Source organism: Spiroplasma sabaudiense Ar-1343 (assembly GCF_000565215.1).
Classification (GTDB): domain Bacteria; phylum Bacillota_I; class Bacilli_A; order Mycoplasmatales; family Mycoplasmataceae; genus Spiroplasma_B; species Spiroplasma_B sabaudiense.
The window spans coordinates 459,817-479,923 of the sequence record NZ_CP006934.1 but is presented as its reverse complement, the minus strand read 5'-3'; the positions used below and the strand labels follow the sequence as shown (position 1 = coordinate 479,923).

At 27.6% G+C, this 20,107-nt stretch carries 16 protein-coding genes; 5 read left to right on the top strand and 11 right to left on the bottom strand.

Annotated features, from left to right (window positions below):
- Positions 1–24: 24 nt before the first annotated feature.
- Both SSABA_RS02235 and SSABA_RS02230 read right to left on the bottom strand, forming a co-directional pair.
- Positions 25–699: a hypothetical protein gene (locus SSABA_RS02235; RefSeq protein WP_025250975.1), complete on the bottom strand. Its 675-nt coding sequence runs from the start codon at positions 697–699 to the stop codon at positions 25–27.
- The gene (locus SSABA_RS02230) at positions 653–1,714 is read right to left on the bottom strand and encodes an Eco57I restriction-modification methylase domain-containing protein (protein WP_025250974.1); all 1,062 of its coding nucleotides are present in this window, start codon (positions 1,712–1,714) and stop codon (positions 653–655) included. The genes SSABA_RS02235 and SSABA_RS02230 overlap by 47 nt, the downstream gene beginning before the upstream one ends.
- A 144-nt stretch (positions 1,715–1,858) precedes the next feature.
- On the opposite strand from SSABA_RS02230, the gene SSABA_RS02225 reads away from it, so the two are divergent.
- Together SSABA_RS02225 and SSABA_RS02220 are read left to right on the top strand one after the other, a co-directional pair.
- On the top strand, positions 1,859–2,203 hold the full coding sequence (locus tag SSABA_RS02225) for a restriction endonuclease PLD domain-containing protein (RefSeq protein WP_025250973.1): 345 nt from the start codon (positions 1,859–1,861) through the stop codon (positions 2,201–2,203).
- Positions 2,184–2,996, top strand: coding sequence for a DEAD/DEAH box helicase family protein (locus SSABA_RS02220; RefSeq protein WP_025250972.1), 813 nt, complete (start codon positions 2,184–2,186; stop codon positions 2,994–2,996). Before SSABA_RS02225 ends, SSABA_RS02220 begins: the two co-directional genes overlap by 20 nt.
- 399 nt (positions 2,997–3,395) lie before the next feature.
- Here SSABA_RS02220 and SSABA_RS04965 read toward each other — a convergent pair whose 3' ends face one another.
- Positions 3,396–4,433, bottom strand: coding sequence for a restriction endonuclease subunit S (locus SSABA_RS04965; RefSeq protein ID WP_025250971.1), 1,038 nt, complete (start codon positions 4,431–4,433; stop codon positions 3,396–3,398).
- Between the two features lie 70 nt (positions 4,434–4,503).
- Between SSABA_RS04965 and SSABA_RS02210 the strand changes: the two genes are divergently transcribed.
- Together SSABA_RS02210 and SSABA_RS02205 are read left to right on the top strand one after the other, a co-directional pair.
- Complete coding sequence (locus SSABA_RS02210; protein ID WP_051464688.1) at positions 4,504–5,226, top strand: tyrosine-type recombinase/integrase; 723 nt, start codon at positions 4,504–4,506, stop codon at positions 5,224–5,226.
- An 18-nt stretch (positions 5,227–5,244) separates the two neighbouring features.
- Positions 5,245–6,420, top strand: a complete 1,176-nt coding sequence (locus SSABA_RS02205; RefSeq protein WP_084655741.1) for a restriction endonuclease subunit S — start codon at positions 5,245–5,247, stop codon at positions 6,418–6,420.
- Between the two features lie 22 nt (positions 6,421–6,442).
- Here SSABA_RS02205 and SSABA_RS02200 read toward each other — a convergent pair whose 3' ends face one another.
- Both SSABA_RS02200 and SSABA_RS02195 read right to left on the bottom strand, forming a co-directional pair.
- Positions 6,443–7,960 (bottom strand): type I restriction-modification system subunit M, encoded by a 1,518-nt coding sequence (locus SSABA_RS02200; RefSeq protein ID WP_025250968.1) that lies wholly within the window; start codon positions 7,958–7,960, stop codon positions 6,443–6,445.
- A 2-nt stretch (positions 7,961–7,962) separates the two neighbouring features.
- On the bottom strand, positions 7,963–11,016 hold the full coding sequence (locus SSABA_RS02195; RefSeq protein ID WP_025250967.1) for a type I restriction endonuclease subunit R: 3,054 nt from the start codon (positions 11,014–11,016) through the stop codon (positions 7,963–7,965).
- Positions 11,017–11,581: 565 nt separating this feature from the next.
- Here SSABA_RS02195 and SSABA_RS05220 point away from each other — a divergent pair.
- Positions 11,582–11,707, top strand: coding sequence for a DNA/RNA helicase domain-containing protein (locus tag SSABA_RS05220; RefSeq protein ID WP_148293490.1), 126 nt, complete (start codon positions 11,582–11,584; stop codon positions 11,705–11,707).
- Positions 11,708–11,858: 151 nt separating this feature from the next.
- Here SSABA_RS05220 and SSABA_RS02190 read toward each other — a convergent pair whose 3' ends face one another.
- From SSABA_RS02190 to SSABA_RS02165, 6 genes are read right to left on the bottom strand one after another with little or no spacing between them, the layout of a single operon-like run.
- Positions 11,859–13,412: a DUF262 domain-containing protein gene (locus SSABA_RS02190; RefSeq protein ID WP_025250966.1), complete on the bottom strand. Its 1,554-nt coding sequence runs from the start codon at positions 13,410–13,412 to the stop codon at positions 11,859–11,861.
- Positions 13,403–14,284 (bottom strand): hypothetical protein, encoded by an 882-nt coding sequence (locus SSABA_RS02185; RefSeq protein ID WP_025250965.1) that lies wholly within the window; start codon positions 14,282–14,284, stop codon positions 13,403–13,405. Before SSABA_RS02185 ends, SSABA_RS02190 begins: the two co-directional genes overlap by 10 nt.
- Positions 14,285–14,288: 4 nt before the next feature.
- Positions 14,289–15,698, bottom strand: a complete 1,410-nt coding sequence (locus SSABA_RS02180) for a phosphoadenosine phosphosulfate reductase domain-containing protein (RefSeq protein ID WP_025250964.1) — start codon at positions 15,696–15,698, stop codon at positions 14,289–14,291.
- Entirely contained in the window at positions 15,699–16,601 is a 903-nt protein-coding gene (locus SSABA_RS02175) for a PD-(D/E)XK motif protein (protein WP_025250963.1), read from the bottom strand.
- A complete protein-coding gene (locus SSABA_RS02170; RefSeq protein WP_025250962.1) occupies positions 16,601–18,142 on the bottom strand; it encodes a Z1 domain-containing protein in 1,542 nt (513 codons plus the stop codon). The genes SSABA_RS02175 and SSABA_RS02170 overlap by 1 nt, the downstream gene beginning before the upstream one ends.
- Positions 18,127–19,890: an ATP-binding protein gene (locus SSABA_RS02165; RefSeq protein ID WP_025250961.1), complete on the bottom strand. Its 1,764-nt coding sequence runs from the start codon at positions 19,888–19,890 to the stop codon at positions 18,127–18,129. Before SSABA_RS02165 ends, SSABA_RS02170 begins: the two co-directional genes overlap by 16 nt.
- Between the last annotated feature and the right edge of the window lie 217 nt (positions 19,891–20,107).

The following is a 20,107-nucleotide window of genomic DNA, read 5'->3' as shown; positions in this document are numbered from 1 at the left end:
TACCTCTTTAATATTTAATAATTTTTATATACATTTATAGCCATCAAAAATTGACTTTAATTTATTTTCAAGATCGCCTGATTTTAAAAGATAGAAATTTGATATCCCGGTTATATTGTTCCCCAATTCAATCATTTTTTCCTTATTATAGTAAGCGCCGTCACAAATATAGAATAACACAAAATCCTTGTCACATGGGTGAGCGCTTTTTGCAGCATTCATAGAATTAATAATGTCGTTTTTCTGATTATCTTGAGCGCCGCCAGATTCGCCGGTATATTTGTGGAAAACATAAAATTCTGTCTTTAAATCTTTATACATAAATTTAAAATCAATTGATTTTGCTTTTTTTCTTATTGAAATAGGTACGTCTCTACCTTTTCTTACCTCCTGATCAGAAATATAAACCGAATTTGTTTTACTTCCGTTTGGAAGATTTTCAGCATCATGCACACCCTCTATTGAAGATATAAATTCAAAAGCAGTTTTTTCGTATATATTTTGCTTCGTTGGATTTTTTATGAAAAACGCTTTTAAGAATTTACTTTTCTTAATTTCATCATAAACTTCGTCTAGTTTAAAATTAAATTTTTCACAAAATTTTTCAATTTTTAATCTTTCACTTTCTGAATTAATGTCAAAATTTTCTAAATTATTTTTCAACTGCATTTTGAGATTTAAGTCGTAATTTGGTTCCATTGTTATCTCCTAATATTATATTTTTATAGGCCTTTTCAATAATTGCTTTGGCCAATTTAAAATCTAATCTCCTTCTACGTATATTTTCCTTGTTATTTCCCTTAAATGGAGTTAATAAGACATCACAAGTGCTTTCTCTATAATCATTCAGGTATTTATTTGAAAAATCAATGATTTTTTTGATTTGATTTTCATCCAGATTTGATAGTTTGCTACTGTTGAGTACGGTGATGGCTCTTGAAGAGTTCTTTATTTTTAATATACTTAATCCTAATTCATTTTTATCTAAAAACCTTATTTTATCAGAAGGGTTTGTTGAATCTACCCCCCTTAATGCAATACTTCCGGCTATATCATTAAATCTAAGGTCATTTAAATTTAGTGATTCATTTTTTGGATTTAATAATTTTAAGTTCTCTAGTGAATCTATTTTAGAATTGTTTTTAAAAATTACGCAATCCTGCCTTTTTGATCCATCAAAACAAACAATGCATATAGGAACCTCGGTATCATTAAAAGGATTTGGTTCAATAATTACAATTCTATTTATAAATTCCTTAGAAAATTTTGAATTAATAAAAGTTTCTGGAACAATCGCAACTCCCGGAATTTTTAAATCCACCATTCTTTGCATTGCTATTAAATAGAGGTCTGTTCATTCGGACTTTTCAAAGTAATTTTCATATGTTCTTTCATAACCATTTCTTTTACAGCTATTCTTTGCCAAATAAGGTGGATTGGTCACAATAAAAGTATTCTCCTCTTGTGTTAAAGGTATTCTTTCAAGACTGTCGTTAATAGTTCATTTAAGGTCTTTATCTATGTCAAAACCTAAAAAATATAAATCCTCTCTTTTTAATCTGCCTCTTAATGACTCAAATAAATCACCTTGTCCCGCAAAAGGATCTAAAATTATATTTCTTTTTTTTGTATTTTCCTTAATAAAATCTAGTACCGGCTTAGTAATTCAACTACTTTTAACTGTAAAGAATTGACCTAATTCATTTTTCTTCATTTTTATTTTCCTCTAGAAATTTTATTCAAATTGGTTTATTAATAAATTTATTTTATTATTTTTTTATAAAAAAAGCAATATATTCGCGAAATATAAAAACCTTAATTTATATATTAATAGTATAATATCCATAGAGGAATTATTATGATATTTACAGATTTAGAACATAAAGAATTAATTAAAACTTTTAAGGATTTAATTACAAAAAGCCACGAAATGAAGATAATTTCACCCTTTATTACCAAACAAGCTTTTAACCTCTTTTATGAAGAATTTGAAAGTTTCTTTGCCAATAATGGAAAGTTACAAATTTTAACAACTACCTGTAATAAAGCGGCTAGCTCTTTTAATATTGATGATTTATATCAAATTAATAAATTTAATAATACCCATATCAAGGTTCAAGTAATCAATAACCAAAGCCCGATTCATATGAAAGTTTATGTCTTTAATACTAAAGAAGGCATCTATGCAATTTTCAGGTTCTAGTAACATGACCAACAAAGGACTAACAAGCGGAAAAATTAACTTTTCTTTTGTTAAAAATAAGGAAGCTCAGGTATTAAACAATCACTTTGACTACATGTGAGATGATTGTGATAATCGTTATGGATGGATTAATTTTAGCGAATTAGACCCAACTGATTTTATGAAATTAGATAATCATCAAGTCATTAAAGCTGAGGTATTTAAACCACTCCCCTATCAAGAAGAGGTTATTGATGTTTTTAAAAAACTTAATCAGCCCGAAAACTTGATTGTCTTACCAACCGGGACTGGCAAGACTTATTTAGCAGCCTTCATGTACCAAGAAATTATAAAAAAATTGGCTAATCAAAGGATCTTATTTATTTCTCATCGTCAAGAAATTGTTATTAATGCTAAAGCTACTTTTGAAAAAATCTTGAAATTAACAAATACCACTTTAATTAAGGGAGGCTTAACTCCGAATCCAAAGGAATTAAAAAGTAACCATTTATTTGTGGTTGATAAAAGTTTAAATAATCTTATTGACCAAAAAAAGTTAGAACCAAATGATTTTGGAGTAATTTATTTTGATGAAGCTCATCATTTAGATGGTAAAAGTGAGACAAATATTATGGCCAAAATCGAAAACTACTTTAAAGCTCAATACAAAATAGCTTTGACAGCAACTCCTGAACGTATGGATAAATTTGACATTACCACAATATTTGGTAAACCAATTTATGAGATGCGTTTAAACTACGCTTTAAAACATAATGCAGTATCTCCTATTAATTTTTTAAAAAACAATTTCTAAGTGTAATCATACTAAATTCATAAATTAGGAAGCTTACTGCATTATTTTTTCAAGTTAGGAATTTAGCATTTTATTATTGAAATAGCTTTTTTTAATCTTCATTCATTTTTAAAACTTGCTCATTTATAAATTGACTTTACCGATTTAATGGCATAATATCTTACTCAACATTTTATTGATTTACCGACTAAATTTACTAGTTAAATACTACAAAAAATAAATTGAGTGAGCTTAAATCAATTTCCTCATTATCAAAGTTTTATAATTTTTAAATATAATATTTTTAATCATTCAAATTTTCATATCAATTAAATATGCTATTACAATTGAAAATATAATATAATTAAAAAAATATATTATTTTTAATTTATTGCAATGCTCCATTAATATAATTAAAATTTATTTTATAAGAATTTTTATTAGATTATTTTTTAAATATTCAATCTTTAATAGTGTTCTATTTATTTTAATAAAAAAATCAAAAATATTTTTAATTTCAAACTCTACTAGAGGTATTTTTATTTTTTTGAGGAAGTCTTCTTCAGAGAGAACCGGCATTTTTGTTCCTTTTGATAAACTATCAAAATCAAGTCAAATTTTATTATTTAATAGAGAATGGAGCAATGAGGTTTGATTTTTTATTACCTTATATGCAAATAATGTTCCATTATAATCGGCTTCATATGGCATAATTCCAAATTTTTTTTGATAAGTTCTTATTGAACAAAATAAAAAAGTTCCTTGCGGTGCATAAAAACTATTAGTTTTATATGTATTAGGTTGCTCAAAACCACTTATGACTGGATTTTGTTTTTTTAGAATCTTCGCAGAAATTTGATTTATATTTTTTTTAGCATTTTTCTCTTTCACTACTAGATTATTTATTAATTCGAAATCATTTTTCTCTCTCATATTTTTAATTAAACTAATTAACTTTTCATTAATTTCCAAAATTAAACGTTCAATTTTTTCAATTGGTTCAATAATGTCAATTATATTTTGTTGTTCCTCTAGTGAAGGTACTTCTAATTCAATTCTAGAAATCTCTGTAAAAGTTATTTGAGGAAAAGTTCCACTTCTATTCTCTGCTATTTTAACAATTTCTTTATTTATTTTACAAGTAATTAATAAATAAAGAAATTTAGGTAAAATGATTTTAGAAATACACCTTAAAACTAAAATTTTAGTAGATATTAAACAATTTTTTAAATCCTCATTTAGTAAAGCTCATCTCCCATTGCCTGGTCTTATTTCGGAAAAAAGTATGTCAGACTTTTTCGCAGTTTTCTTAAATTGACCTAGAATTTTCTCATTTTCAAATACAGGATTCACTTCATTTCTAAGTAAGTCCGATGTATTTAAAGTGTAAATTGGTAATTCTGCTTTTGAAGTTTCGCTTACTGAAAAACAAATTTCACCAAGTTTATAAATAGCCATTAAAACACCTCTTTCTTTATATCTATTTTACTATATTTAAGTAAAATACTTAAATAAAGGAGGTGAAAATATGAAAATAGAAAATTTCTTGAATTTCTTAATTTTAAATATGTACAGTAAAAATACTGTAAAAACTTATACAAGTGTTTTAAATAGGTATCTTTACGTATTTAATGACGTGAAAAAAATAAAACATATCATTTCAAATTATTTTAATTCACCCAATACAGCATGAACACACTTTAATATAATTTGCTCTTATATGAATTGATCGAAGGACAAACGGATAAAGGAACTTAAACAATTTAAATTACCAAGGATTCCAAAAATATATAGGGCGGTTTTTAATAAGGAATTTTTATTAAAAAAAACATTAATTAACGAATTTGATTCAAAAAGTTTAGTTCAAAAAAAACTTTTAATGAAATTTTTGTTTGAGACAGGCATCAGAGCTGAAGAACTTAAAAAAATCATTGAAATAAATCGTAAAACAATCGTAATTATTGGAAAGGGAAATAAAATTAGAGAAATATTTCACTGTTTTGAAACAACCGAAAAACTTGAGAAGTTTACTCTAACAACTAAAACATTAAGGGCTTGGGTCAAAGAAATTTTGGGTAGTGAGTTTACCCCACATTCAATAAGAAGATCCCATGCGACACATTTACTTACTCATGGTGCCAGTCCAAAAATGGTTATGTTGCAACTTGGTCATGAAAAAATAGAAACAACTTTTAGATATCTTAATCTATCGGTAGAAGATAATTGAAAAATTTACAGTGGTTACATTTAATGTAACCACTGTTTTTTAATGGCTATTTATAAACTTGGTGAAATTTCTATAATGTGCAGGGGCGGAGGAAAATTTCAAAAAAAAGACCTTAAAAAGACCGGTGAGTTTCTAGCTCTTCACTATGGCAAGACATACAAATGTGAATTAGTTGATGAAAGCTTCCCTCATAAGGTAGATAAAAAATTTTATCATGAAAAATCTGTCATTAATCAATCAACGGTTTTAGTTTCTACGTCCGAGACAATTAAAGATTTAGGACACTCATATTTTATAAACTCCAGTATATATGGAATATTGGGGGGTGAGCAAATATCGATAAAAGGTATCGAAAATTTTATTATCGATAAATTCCTATTTTATTTGATTAAAAAAAATAAAAACAAATTTCATAAATATGCAACTGGATTAAAAGTTTTTAGAATAAAAATTGTAGATATAAGGGAAATTATTTTTAATGTACCTTCACTAGAGGAACAACAAAATATAATTGACATTATTGAACCAATTGAAAGTTTATTTTTAAAATTCTCACAATGCGTTAGAATTGATACTTTTGATAATACAAAAAAAGATTTAAAAAATATAATTGACATTATTGAACCAATTGAAAAAATTGAATCTTATATAATTAAAATTATTAATTTAATCAAAAACTATTTAGTTAGTTATTATAATTCAATAAATACCGAAGAAGTGTTTTTCTATGATATTATCACTTTACAAAATAATAAGTGAAATGAACAAAGTGAATATATAGCAACTAATGCGATTGGCGAATTTTCAATTGACTTAAATAAAATTATTGATATTAATTCAATCAAACCTTCCAGGGCTGATGTTTCACCCGCCAATAACAGTTTTATTATTTCTAAGTTACTCGGTGAAAATAAGGTGTTTTATTTTTCTAAAGCTCCCGAGGAAGTATTCTCAACAGGTTTTTTTAACTTTCAGACCTTATATAATGATCAAATAGCTGGATTTTTAATGTCAAAACACTTCAAAGAGCAAAAAGAAAAGCTTTCTTCAGGCACAACAATGCAAGCAATAAATTTATCTAATTTAAAACTAATTAAAATGAAAAAACCCCTTCAATATAATGAACAAAATATTGTAGACAAAATCGAAAAGTTGATTTCAATTAAAAACAAATTAAACTTACTTAAGGAAAGATTAATAAAATTGCTTATAAAATAGAAAAAGATGCGCTAGCATCTTTTTATTCTTCGTATTCTAAGGCTTTTTTTATTGAAGATTCCACTTCAGGAATCATATCACTAAACTCTTTTAGAAGTCCAGTTAATTCTTCTGCTATCTTTTTGATTTCCTCTTTTAATTCTGCTTTATCAATGATTTCCTCTTCAGAACCGACATATCTTCCCGGAACAAAAGAAAAGTCATTGTCTTTTAAGTCATTTTTTGTTATAGTTTTAGCTACCCCAAGTTGATTTACTTGTTCTCCTTTTTGGTGTTTTTCATAGAACTTAGAGAGGATATCAATGTCTTCATCTTTTAACTCCCTAAGTTTTTTAGAAATCATATTGCCCTCCATTTTAGAGGCATTAATCATCAAAATGTTTTCATTCACTTTGCTATTGTTAAAAATTCAAATACACGCTGGAATTCCTGTTGTGTAAAATAACTTATCTGGCAACTCTATAATAGCGTCAACTTTATTATCATTCACAAATGCTTCTCGCATTAGTTTTTCTTGATTTGATGAAGAAAGCGAACCATTAGCTAAAACAATGGCAGCTTTACCTTTTGTTGATAATTTAGATACCATGTGTGATAGTCAAGCATAGTTAGCATTACCTTGGGGAGGAATTCCTCATTTAAACCTTGGGTCTTCTTGAAGATTTTCAGCGCCCCATTTTTTTACATTAAAAGGTGGATTGGCCATAACAAAATCAAATTTTTTGTTTTTGTGTTGATCATCAGCAAAAGTATCCGCAGATCTTTGACCAATCACCCCATTACCCTCAGTGTCAACAATTGGAAAACCATTTAATACTAAATTTAATTTTGCCAATTTTCAAGTAACATTATTATATTCTTGACCATAGGCTGTTATGTCTTCCATTTTTCCACCATGAGATTCAATATATCTTTTCGATTGAACAAGAATTCCTCCAGATCCACAAGCTGGATCGTAAATCGTTCCTCTAACAGGTTTAATTAAATTAACCATTAGTTTAACAATTGAAGTTGGAGTATAGAATTCTCCCCCACTCTGTCCTCTGTCTCTAAAGAATTTCCCTAGAAAATATTCATAAATTCTTCCAATAATATCTTCGTCTTCTTGGTGAGAAAAATCCTCATCTGAAAATATCTTTATAACTCCACCAAGTTTAATTTGGTCGACCCCTTCTTTGTTGAAGTTTTTATTGAAAATTCCTCTTAACATTTCGTTATTATCTTCTAGTTCAATAAAAGCGTTATCAATTACTTCTCCAAGGGATGGGGAATTTGCAAATTTCATAACATAATTTCAAGAAGCTTTTTCAGGAACTATAAAAGCATTATATCTATAATAAAATTCTTCGGGTTCTACAAAGTCTAAAGACAACCCCTCCTCTGATAATTTTTTAATTCCAAATAGATTACGGTCTGAAATATATTTAAGTGATAGAATTCCTAAAATTGTATGCATATATTCTTCCGCTGACATATTTCCTCTTAGGGTATCAGCTGCAGCTCATAATTTTGATTCTATATCATTAATTGACTTTGCCATTTTTAATCATCCTTTCTAAAGTAATCTGGATTTATTCTGATTTCATTTTTAATTTTGTCAAATAAAATTCCCGAAACTCCCCCAAGGGCATCAGGGGGATAGCCATATTTATTTTTTAATAATTTTTTAAGTTCAAAAAGTACATGGCTTTGTACTTTGGGATTGGTATTAAATTGACCAGTGACATGATCTTTAACTTTATCCATTAAATCAATTGCAATTCTTCTTAAAGTCTCTGAGTTGTTGTTATATCCCAAATAATTATCATCAGCAACTACTTCAAAGAACGCTTGTAGTTGAATATCTTCAAATTCTAATTCTTTATTATTTTCATTAATAATTTCTTTTGAGAGTTGTCTTAGCATTTCAATAACTCTTTCAATATCTTCATTTTCTTGCAACCTTAGAATTATTTTTTTAAGTTTTTCCGAAGCTTTTTTTGCAAAAACTGGTCTAATTCTTTCAGTTTCCTTAATTAAGGCTTCAATCGAGTGTCTAAATAGCTCAGCAGCAACCCGAGGGGCACTATTTATCAATCCTTCAGCTTCGGTTTGAAGAATTCTGGCAACATCGTTTATATTTTTGGAAATTTTTGATTCTAAAATTTCAACTTGCGAGGCATTAGCATTGATTGCTTGTTCAGCAGCTCTTTTGATTGCATCAATAGTTAATACGAGGTTTTCATCGCGTTGCAATGACGTTGTTAAAATTAAAGAATTAATAATTTGAATACCCTTGCAAATGGTAGATTCTTCTTCAGTAATACTTGAGTAAGCAATCTTGAAAAAACGATTCGCTTTTCGAGCAATCTTAATAAACTTATTTCTTTCCTCATTTGAAAGAGCTAGCAGTTCATCTGTTTTCTTGATAACAAAGTTATACTTAGCTTTTGAATCTAGGTTAGAAAAGTTGGTAATTCCTTTAATATAATTATCATCTAAAATTTGAAAGATTTCTTCTAGCTTCTCTTTGGCTTTTACAACATCTTCAATATTAATATCTAATTTATTGTCTGTTCCCGATGAATACTGAATCAAGGCATCAGCTAGATGTTTTCAAATTCCGATGTAATCAACAATTAAACCAGATTCTTTTGTTTTTCTGGTTTCACGATCTTCAAATGTTCGATTAACTCGAGCAATCGCCTGCATTAAGTTATGTCACTTAATAACCTTATCAAGGTACATGACATCTAAATCAGGAACGTCAAAACCAGTCAATCACATATCCACAACAATAGCTATTTTGTATTTAGAATTGGGTTTTCGAAATTCGTTGGCAGCATTATTTACATCACTTTTTTTAACAATAGCTTCAGTCATTTCTGGATCAGTATCTTTATTTGATTCTGTCATTACCAAAATTACTTTATCCTTGTATTCGGGGTAGAGTGCTAATATGTTTTTATAATATTTAAATGCTGCTTTTCGACTATTTGCAACAATCATTGCCTTATTATTTAAAAGATTGGCTCGTTTCTTAAAATGTTGAATTAAATCAATTACTTTAGCTTTAATAATGTCATCATTTTCAAGAATCAGTGAGTGATTAATATTTTTAATCAGATTATCAACTTTTTGATCAGATAAAATGTCATCTTGGTCTAAAGTCTTAATATAGTCAAATTGTAGTTGATCCATTAAATCGGTGTACTTATTGTCCAAACTGATTTTTGTACGACGCATTTCATAGTTTATAGGAACAGTTGCTCCGTCTCGAACAGCATTTTCCATTGAATAGATATGAGTGAAATCACCAAATATAGATCTAGTATCCTTGTCCATTTTCATTAGTGGGGTTCCAGTAAAACCAATAATTTTGGCATTGGGAAATGCATCTCTCATATAACGGCCATAACCAAATTTAACAATAAATTCTTCAGTTACTTTGGAAAGGGTTTTTTCTCCATCTAAGTTATTTTGTGATCGATGCGCTTCATCAACTAGCATGAAAATATCATCACGATTAGAAAGGACTCCAGTTTCTTCGGCAAATTTTTGAACTGTTGTAAAATAAATTCCGAAGTGTTTTTTATCGTTTAATTCACTAATTAATTCTTTTCTAGAACCGATATTAACCGATTTGTTTCTTAAATAATTTTCAGCATTTAAAAATCTTAAAAATAATTGTTGGTCTAATACATTTCTATCAGTTACCATTAAAATTGTTGATTTTGCAAAATTATTCATAATTGCTCGCGCTAAAAATACCATCGTCACTGATTTTCCTGAACCTTGAGTGTGTCAAATAACCCCACCCCGGTTATCTTGGGATTCCTTCAAGTTTTTTATAGTATTTTTAACTGCTTCAATTTGGTGAGGTGCTGCTAAATATTTAACGGGTTTCTGCTCATTTGTGTAAAAAGTGTAGTTTTTTATGATTTCAATAATTGATTCACGGTCAAATAAATACTTAATCGGATTTGATCCACTAATATCTCAAGAATTTCAGCCATAAAAATGTTTAAAGTTGGCATTGGTTGAACCATATTTACTGCTAACTCTGTTAGAAACAAAATTTATTGCATTAAACATTCATAAATTTGGACTATGTCTTTTTAAAGATTCATTTTGATTAAAGGCGTCTTCAAGCCCTTCAACTGCTAAAGAATTTTTTAACTCCATAATAGCAATGGGCAATCCATTAATAAATAAAGTAATATCTGGGATTCTCAGTTCATTACCATTTGAAAATTGCATTTGCCTAGCAAATTCATACTTATTTTCTTTATAGTTTGAAGAAATTAAATTAATTGTTAAATATAGATCGCTATTTTTATCATAGATTTTAATTCCTTCTAGTAAAATTTTGAAACCGTTTAAATTCGAACTTAAAAAGTCATTTTCAAAGTGTTTCCTTATTTCATTAATCGCATTTTGGGCAATTTCTGGGCTAGTTTGATTTATTTCTATAATTTTGTCATTTAAAGTATTAAAATCAATAAATTCTCTAAAATCGGGTCTATTAAAATTTGCTTTTTCTCATCCCAAAAATTCCAGTTCCTCTTGAACTTCATTTTCAAATAATTCCTCTGATATAACGTTTGTTTTACTCATATTTTAAGTACTTTCTAGCCATTAAGATTAATATAATTATATCAATAAATGCTGATTTTGTGTATTGTAAAAAAATAAGTATTTTATCTTTACCATAATATTTCTAGAAAATTGAAATATTTAAAGCAAACAATTTAGTAATTAATCTACAAGGTTTAAGACTAAATATTACTCAGATTAATTAATGCAATGTTGGTAGCTAAAATCGAAGTCAGAAATGTTAAATAACTTTGATGATAAATAAATTCTCACAACCAAAGATATTGGTGAATTTGCTAATATTCTCAATTTTTATAATAAGTCCGGTATTAATGAAGAAAATATTTTGTTCTAGAATTGGAATCACAGTTTAGAACTAATGGAAGTAATGCTTATATTGATTGGTTGGACAAAACTTTAGAAATCAAAAAAGACTTAGAGTTAGATTACAATCAAAAATAATGATCAAGTTTTTGATATTGAAATTGGAGCTTTTAAAAAACGCTGAAACTTAGCTAGAGATGATACTTGAGCTATTTAAAAAGATTCCTTTGAGCAAGTTGGATGTATTCACACTTCTTAAGGAATTGAGTTTGATTATGTTGGGGTGATAATTGGTGATGACATGTTTTATGAAAATAATAAATTAAAGACTGACTTTAAGAAACGTTCAAAAAATGATTCTAGCACTAAAGGGTTAAAAAGTAAATAAATTGAACCATTATGGGATCAATTTATTGGTGATAAAATTATTAAAAATACTTATAAAACCTTAATGACTCGAGCCATGAAAGGTTGTTAAATATATTGTGTTGATAAAGAGTTGGGAGAGTATTTAAAAGGATTGCTTTCTAAATTGCAAACTAATTTAAATTAAGTCCATATTTTTTCATAAGATTTTCAAAAATTTCGTGATATTCATCAACAACCAAGAATTCCTTTTTCAATTTTTCATTGTCAATAATTTCATCCTTTTTATTAATAAACTCTGATACAAAAACACCAAAATTTTCACCCTCTATTTTATCCTGAATGAGTTGAATTACCTTCTTACAGTTATCTTCACTTTTTGATACGATAATTTTTAAAGACTCCTCAAAATGAAGATTTCTAGGGCTTATTTGTTCATTTTTTGTACCACTGGGTAATCTGTTATTTTCAACTAAATTTTTTAATTTTCTTAAATAACAGTACATGAAAACATTTTCTTTAAATTCCTCTGAAAATTTAGGATATTCAATATCCATATAAATTATTAATGATAAATATTTTTTTATAGCCATTTTTTTTAGCATAAATATACATTCATCTTTTTCTTCCTCGATGCAATATTTAATAAACCTTCTAACATAGGTATCCATTTTTTCAAAGAATTGTTTTATTTGATAATCATTTTTACTTATACTTTTATTTATTAGTTCGTTTTTGTATTCTTCAAACAAATGTTTAACTATTTCTCTATATTTAGCAAAAAGTTTTTTATCATTAGCTTCATTCAGAAAAGGTTTTGATAGTTTGGAATAAAAGTAAGCCCCGTAGTTTTGAGCAAAAAAACCACACATTTCCTTAATTTTGCTATACTTTTGCTCTTTATTTTTTAATTTTGAAATGAGACAAAATCATTTTGTTTCCATGTTCTCGTATTTACTTGCAAAATGGCGAGTAAACTTTTCTCCTGTTTCGGAATCAATAACTTCGAAATTATCAATTGAATACAAATGACTTTTAAGAAGTGTTGTGAATTGTAATTCAGATCCTCTGCTGTTTAATTTTATAAACAAGTTATATTTGACCTCATTATCTCTCTCGACATAAAAAATAAAAAATATTTTTTCCAAAATAAACTCATAAAGTTCTAATTTTTCTTGTTTAGTCTTATGAGTTTCGTTTATTTTAGAATAGAAGAAGTTATAAGTAAATAGAAACTTTTTGCACACATCATCGGATTTAATTTCCTCATCATCACTTATTTCATTGTTTAAATATTTATCCATGAATTTTACATATTTTTTCTCAAGTACGCAATCTTTTGAATAACCGTTAATTATTCTTCTTTTTGTTTTTTTATTAAATAGGGAGTGTTTTATTTCTTCCTCTAACAAAATTTTTCTGAAAACCTCAACTAACAAAATAATGCTGGTTAATCTTTGTTGACCATCTATAACTTCAAAAGAGACAGAATGTTTATTATAATACAAGTAGATTATTCCGAGGCACGAAAAATCTGGATTATCACGTTTATTTTTGGCTTCAATGATGTCATCAAAAAATTCCTCCAACTGACTATTTCCCCAGCTATAGTCTCGTTGAAATTCAGGAATTTCAAAAGCCGAACCAAATTTATCAAAAAAATCGTGCTTTTTTTCTATAGAAATAAAATCTCTGATTCTTAATTTGTAAAAATTTTCTAACTTCATAAATAGTCTCCTTGTGTGAAAGCTTTTCTAATCTTATTTAGCCTTGAGCAACTAAAACTTCCTGCGTGTGTTTTTTGGTTATTTATATAGTTGTATTCTGAATCAAAACTGATATTAGAGAAGCAATTTTCATCAATTAAAATTAAATCATTTTTTCTGGCCCAATTAGCAAGGCATTTCTTCAATTTTTTAATTTTTTCTTTATTATCATATAAAAATACATTATAATTCATAAAATACATCAATTCCTCAAGATTAAAGTATGGATAAATAGTTCAAACATAACCTTTTACAAATTCAATGAGTTGTTCAAAGTTCTCTATATATATAAGGTTCATGTACTCAGGAATTATTGCAATTTCGACAAAATTATTTTCAATTTTCCATAGAGCCTCACCAACAATTTTATTTTCATCTTTCATCTCAGAATTGCTGTTTGACAACCATTCCATAGATTCTACCCTGTCAATCTCGCGATCAAAAATATCTTCCAATCGTTTATCACAATCTAGACTTAGATCGAAATTTTCTGTAACTGTCGTTTTTTCTAAACTACTGTCATATTTTTTTTCAATGGAATTTATAATTATTTCCTTATGAATAAATTGTTCATAATCATCTCTCAAAATCCCTATCAAAAATTTTTTAAAATTATTTATTTCCAAATATTTCCATAATTCGTCGTCGTCATCATTATTTAAATATATAATGTTTAAATCAATCAAAAGGTTTTTAAATTCTTCGACCTCTGTAGGATTATCTTTCCATTTAAACACAAGAGTTAATTTTTCGAAATTCTCTAGTGAAATTTGACAAAAAAAATCAATTTTTTTTAGTAATTTAATTTTTTGTAATATTTCTAATAAATTCAAAATTCTACCCCTCCAACCAGATTTTTAACTTGTTCAGTTTTTCTTCTGAAATAGCTTTAGCATTTAACAAAAGTAATTCTTTAATTCTTGATATCTCAGAATCTGAGATAATTGAAATTTTTGCATATTCGATTCCTGAATTTATTTCTAAATCTTTGTAAGTTTCCCTTAATTCAATGAGTCTTCTTAAGATGTTAGCCCTATATTTAATAGTGTATGGTCCCGGCGCTAGAACAAAGTATTCATTTTCCACTTTTTTTACAAAGTGAGCAGAAGTTAATCCCTTTTCATCATTGTAAATTTTTTTGGCAAGATTCTTATTTAATTCCGTAGATTCTAAAATTTTATATTTTTTTTGCAGCACATCATTTATAACTACATCAACCCTTTCCCTATGAATTCCTTTTTTTGGAATAAAGTGAGCATTATTTTCTTCATCAAATTTAAGTTTTTGTCAACCTCTTATTCCAAGCGAGTAAGTACCATTGGAACGTCTTACATGTTTGCCTGCGTATCTATTTATTTGTTTATCCCTCTCCGATAACAATAGCTTTCGAAACTTGACAACGGGTTCTAAATTTTGAATACCATTACTGTGCATGTTATCAATTCAAATTTTATTTGAGAGTGGGCAGACTCAACACCCTCATCTTGAGTTTCCACACGAATCCCCTTTATTATCAACTTGCTTCATATCAAAAGAGTTTAGGCATTCCTTTGAAGAGTCTTGATACATTTGATATAAAATGTTCAGGTTCGATCCTCAAAAGCTTTTTTCTATAAAACGCAAATAATTTCACAAATCATGAATTTCAAAATCAATTATAGGTGCAAAAATAATATTTCTCTCCTCTTCAAAATTTTGAAACAAATAATATTCATTATCGATTTGAGATTTTTCGATTCTTGATCTTCTTACTGCTGATTCATTTCTTCTAATTCCTAGTACATTGATTACCGTGGGATGCTTTTCTTGAATTTTATAGGTGTTATTTTCAATAGGATTTATTTTTAAGTGTCTGGTGCACCATCTAAATCTATTGAGTGGTAAGGGATATCCTCTACCTATTAAAAGCGTTCAAAAGGTTTCATCTACTTCAGGTTTAACGCTTATAAATTCAATTTTTAGCTTTTTTGCTTCTGGAGAATTTGAAAAAATTTCAAATTCCTTTATTCTATTTACAACAAAAGGATTTTCAATTAATGTATCTGAAGAGATGACATAAGTTACTTTGTTTATAAGATTACTGTCAGAAATATAAATTTGATTTAAAGCGTTTAGAACAAGCTCTAAAGTTAGGGTGGAGTCTTTACCACCCGAGTACCCTATAAGGAATGGAGAATCGTCTCTTTTGTAGATTCTTTTTATTTCCTGAATAGCTTTTTCAGACTTTTCCTTAGTTGATTGTTTCACTTAGATCATCTCTTTGATATCTTCTATTTCATTTGATATAATTCCTGATAAATTTAAGTCTAGGGTTATTTTTTCAATGTGATTTCAGTTTTTATTTTCTGACAAAAGGCTTAGTATAGAAATGTTTTTCTGAATTACTTCGGGTACATATAACTTAAAATCTATGTTCTTTGTATCAAAGCAATGTTCTTGCGCAATTAAGTCTGGTTCGACTGTGGTTCTTAAATCGCCAAGTTTATTTAAGAATTCATAATCGAAATTTTTATTTTCTAAAATTCTATCAATAATTTCTATTAATTTTTCCCCATTACTATCTTCATTAAATTTAACAGTGATAAATGATGTCTTTTTAGAATTTTTACTTAATTGATCTAGCTTAATTGAATGTGTTTCATTAAGGTTTGTTGTAGATTTTACTTCCAAATATGAGGAACTTTTTTCAAAATAAAAATCGTAGAGCATGTTATCTCTTTCGTGAAAAAAGGCACTTATATCAATCCCTTTTTTAAATAGTGTGTCAACCAAAAGCAGCTCTCCCGCCAATCCCACTATTTTTTCATAAGTAAGGCCTAAAACTCTTCCAAATGTAGACATCACAAGTTTAATGCAGTCTTTAAGGGTCTTTATCTCTGGCTTTTTTAGACTTTCAACAATAAAGTTGTAAATGTTTTTTACTTCGCTAACTGTCAAAGAATCCATAATAAAACTTATTTGTTCGTTATAGCGAACTTGATTTGAATCACTTACTTCCAGACAGTTTATATAATAAAACTTACTGTATTTAGATATTTTTCTTTTAGTCTGTGTAACGGGCATTGCTATGTGGGCCTCAACTCTTGAACCAATTTCACCTCTTATTAGTATCTCGATATTATCATCTTTTTTGTGAAAAATTTCCTTCATTATTTTACCTCCAAGTAATTTAGTTTTCTTGATATTACTTCCAAATGTTCAGTTATTTCATGAGGTCTCTTAAAAACACCTGTTTGACCAAAAAAAGAAAAAAGCTCAGATTGAACAATTTCTGCTTCATGATAAGATTTAATAATTTTAGAATTCAAAATAATTCTCATGTATTTCTCGCTTTCCCTTCTGTAACCAAATCAACGAGCTCTTTGTAACAGAACACCGATGTTTACCTTATTTTCGGCCTTTGGTGCATTTATCATTATTTCCGTTTTTAAATTTTCAAAAGTATAACCTCTAGAAACCATTACGCCTCCGATAATAATTGCATTTTGCCTACCAGATTGAAACTTATCATTTTGACTATTATCTCCATTTAAAATAAAAATCTCATCTTTTTTAATTTCTTTAATGATTTTATAAAAAACTTCGGTATCTATATCTTTTGTGGGATGATTAAGAATTTTCAAACACTTATTTAATTCAATTTTAAAAGTTTGAAAATTATTTTCATACAATCTTATTCAATTTCTCAATGATTTATTAACTTTAGAGCTGTAAATATCGTGGTTTAAAATATCTAAATCAATATTTATTAGCATTTCAGAAAATTTTTTAGGATTTTTATATATAGCATGTGCATGATTAATAATGGCGACATCTATTGTGTATTGATTTTCATCAGTTTTTTCAGTATTTAGGTTAATATAGATATCTTTAGACCTTTCGTTGAATCAATTTAAACCCGTGTATTCCGTTTTACTGCGATTTAGTAGGACAACTTCTTCAGGAAATAGGTCTTTGCTTCTCTCATAATTGAAATTTCCATAAGGAGTCGCCGTAACACCGACATATGCGGTTTTTTTATATACTTTATTATTTAATAAACTCATAAGTAACTTATGGTTAGCTTTAATCTCGTTTGAATTATTATCTTTTGAAAGCGACATAAAATCACATTCATCATCTATTATTAATAAATTCCTTTCAGAACAAAGTGTGTCAGCAAAAGTAATTCCTCTATTTAAATTTTCTAGTTGAAGTTTATTTTTCAAGCTAACTGCCAAAACTTTATCTCTTAACTCAATTTCTCGCTTTAAAGTAACTGGGGTTTCTTTGGATTTTAAATATTCCAAATACCCAATTTCATAGGAGTGCAAATCAAGGTTTTCCTCATCTCTTAATCTTTTAATGCTCTGTGATAATAAATTATTGTTAGTTCCACAGATTCAAAAAACATCGTGATAATCTTTTTCATTTAAAACATAATCAAGCATTTTTAACATATTCCTTGTCTTTCCTGATTGAACCTCACCAATTAAAAGAATTGTCTTTTTGTTATCTTTAAAGCTATCTAAAGTTAAAGATCTTTTAATATTTTCAAAATTAAACTCTATATTTTCGTCACTTTTCAAATCTTTAAAAAAATTAAATATATGATCATTGTGATAATTTTGAGTTTTAAATTTGCTATTTTGTTGTTCTTCAAACATTTTCTTTATTTCATCCAAAGTTCGAAATGCTATTTTTTCTTTCATTTTATTCCTTTCTTATTTAATCAATCTGCTCGTTTATCCTTTTCATCCTTTATTTCATTAGAAATAAAATTATTTTTCAAAAAAAAGAGTTTCACAAAATCTTCAAAAAATGAAATGTTTTTACTGTTAAAATATAGTTTATTTAGATAAATCTCAAGGGTGTCACTTTCGGGTTTTATGTCAAAATCTGAAATCAATTTATCAGAATAAAAATCTTCAAAAAAATATACTATATTCACTCCATCTAATTTTTCAATTATTCTGTCTTCGCACCGAGGAGCCTTAATTTCATTTTTTTTGGATTCCACAACTAAATCAAGTTTACTATTTTCCCCGCTTTGGATTTTTTTTCACTCTTTAAACTTTACTTCAAAATTTTTCTGTAGGTCATTATATTCTCTAAAAAAGTTACCATAAACTTTATCGCAGATTTCTATCATTTTGTCCGAAAATTTAATCCACACATCATCTTTTATCCTAAACTGGTCTTTAATTGTTCCAAGAGCGCTTTCAGCTTCCTTATTCTGCGAGTAGACCAACTTTATATAGTTATCTAAATTTATTTCTCCAATAATCCTAGTATTTCAGGTCTTGCCGCTACCCTTGTTTTGCCTATGAAAATTATCCAATAATCTATTTTGAAATTTTTTATTATTTTCTAGATTAGGGCCATGTTCTAGTGCTCTGTCAGCTTGATAAAGACTTATCCCCATAACCTCTTTATAATTATTAAAAACTCTTGTGGGGTATTTTATATTTTTAAAAGTTGTCATCCCAATCTTGAATGGAAGGGAAACCTCTTCTTTTAAAATTTTATCTTTGTATTTAAATTCTTGCTCAATACATAAATCTAATTCATTGTGTAGTAAATCAAAAATAAACTCTCGGTCTTCGACTTTATCAAATTCATTTTTAGTTTTATCCTTAATAAAATTCAAGACATCATTCTTAGTGAGATGCAGATTTGCATATTTTTTTTCCAAAAAATTATAGAAAATACCAAAATTTTCAAAAGCTGGAGCTGATGGTCTGACTATTTTGGATTCATGGTTTAATATCCCATCTTCGATAACGTCGTTATTCTCGTTTAACTCGCTTAAAGAAATTTCGATATTGTCGTTTTTTATATATTTGGAATATCTTCAACCTAGGTAATTTTCAAGGTGAAATAGATTATTATCATTATACTTGTTATCTTTATCTCTTATCAGATTTTTAAAAACTATTTTAGTTCCATAAACAACTTTTCTTGAAGGATTTAAGATGAAATTAATATCGGGATCATTTCTCATATAAGAATATTCTCTGTTCTCTGAGTTCATATTTATTTTGCCATTTATTTCTTCATAAAAATCAAAGTTCAATTCAAAACCACCGCTTTCATGCTTAGAAAAAATTTGCATTCCGGTTCCCGACCAAATCGCAGCTCTTTTCAATCCTACCCCAAATACATTAAAAAATGGTTCCTTATAATCTTTTCGGTCTCCATATGTCATTACATTATCTATTTCTCTGGCATCAATTCCACCACAGTTGTCTATAATAATTAAGTCATATTCCCTATTTTCTTTTCTTTTAATTATTATTTCTATGAAGTGTTTTCCTTTATAAATATTATTACCTAGTGATCCTAAAGAGTTATCAACGAGTTCAGAAATCATGCTGACTGAAGATGAGTCAATTTCTCTCAGCATTGTAAAGCTTGCTTCGTTTAAAACCATTTCGCCTGTTATTTTTTTATTATCCATTTTTTTTCACCTATGAATATTATATATTAATAGGTGAAAAAAATATAATTTTAATAATTATAAGGTGTGGAGTTTAGGTAGATTTTTATTGCTAATTAATTTTTGAATTCCTTAAACTGGATAGCGTTTTCGGATCGCGTATAAAAATTTTGTTATTATTTTCGCTAATAAAACGCTAATTACTTGTTCCATGAAAGGTAATTATATCTATTTAGTT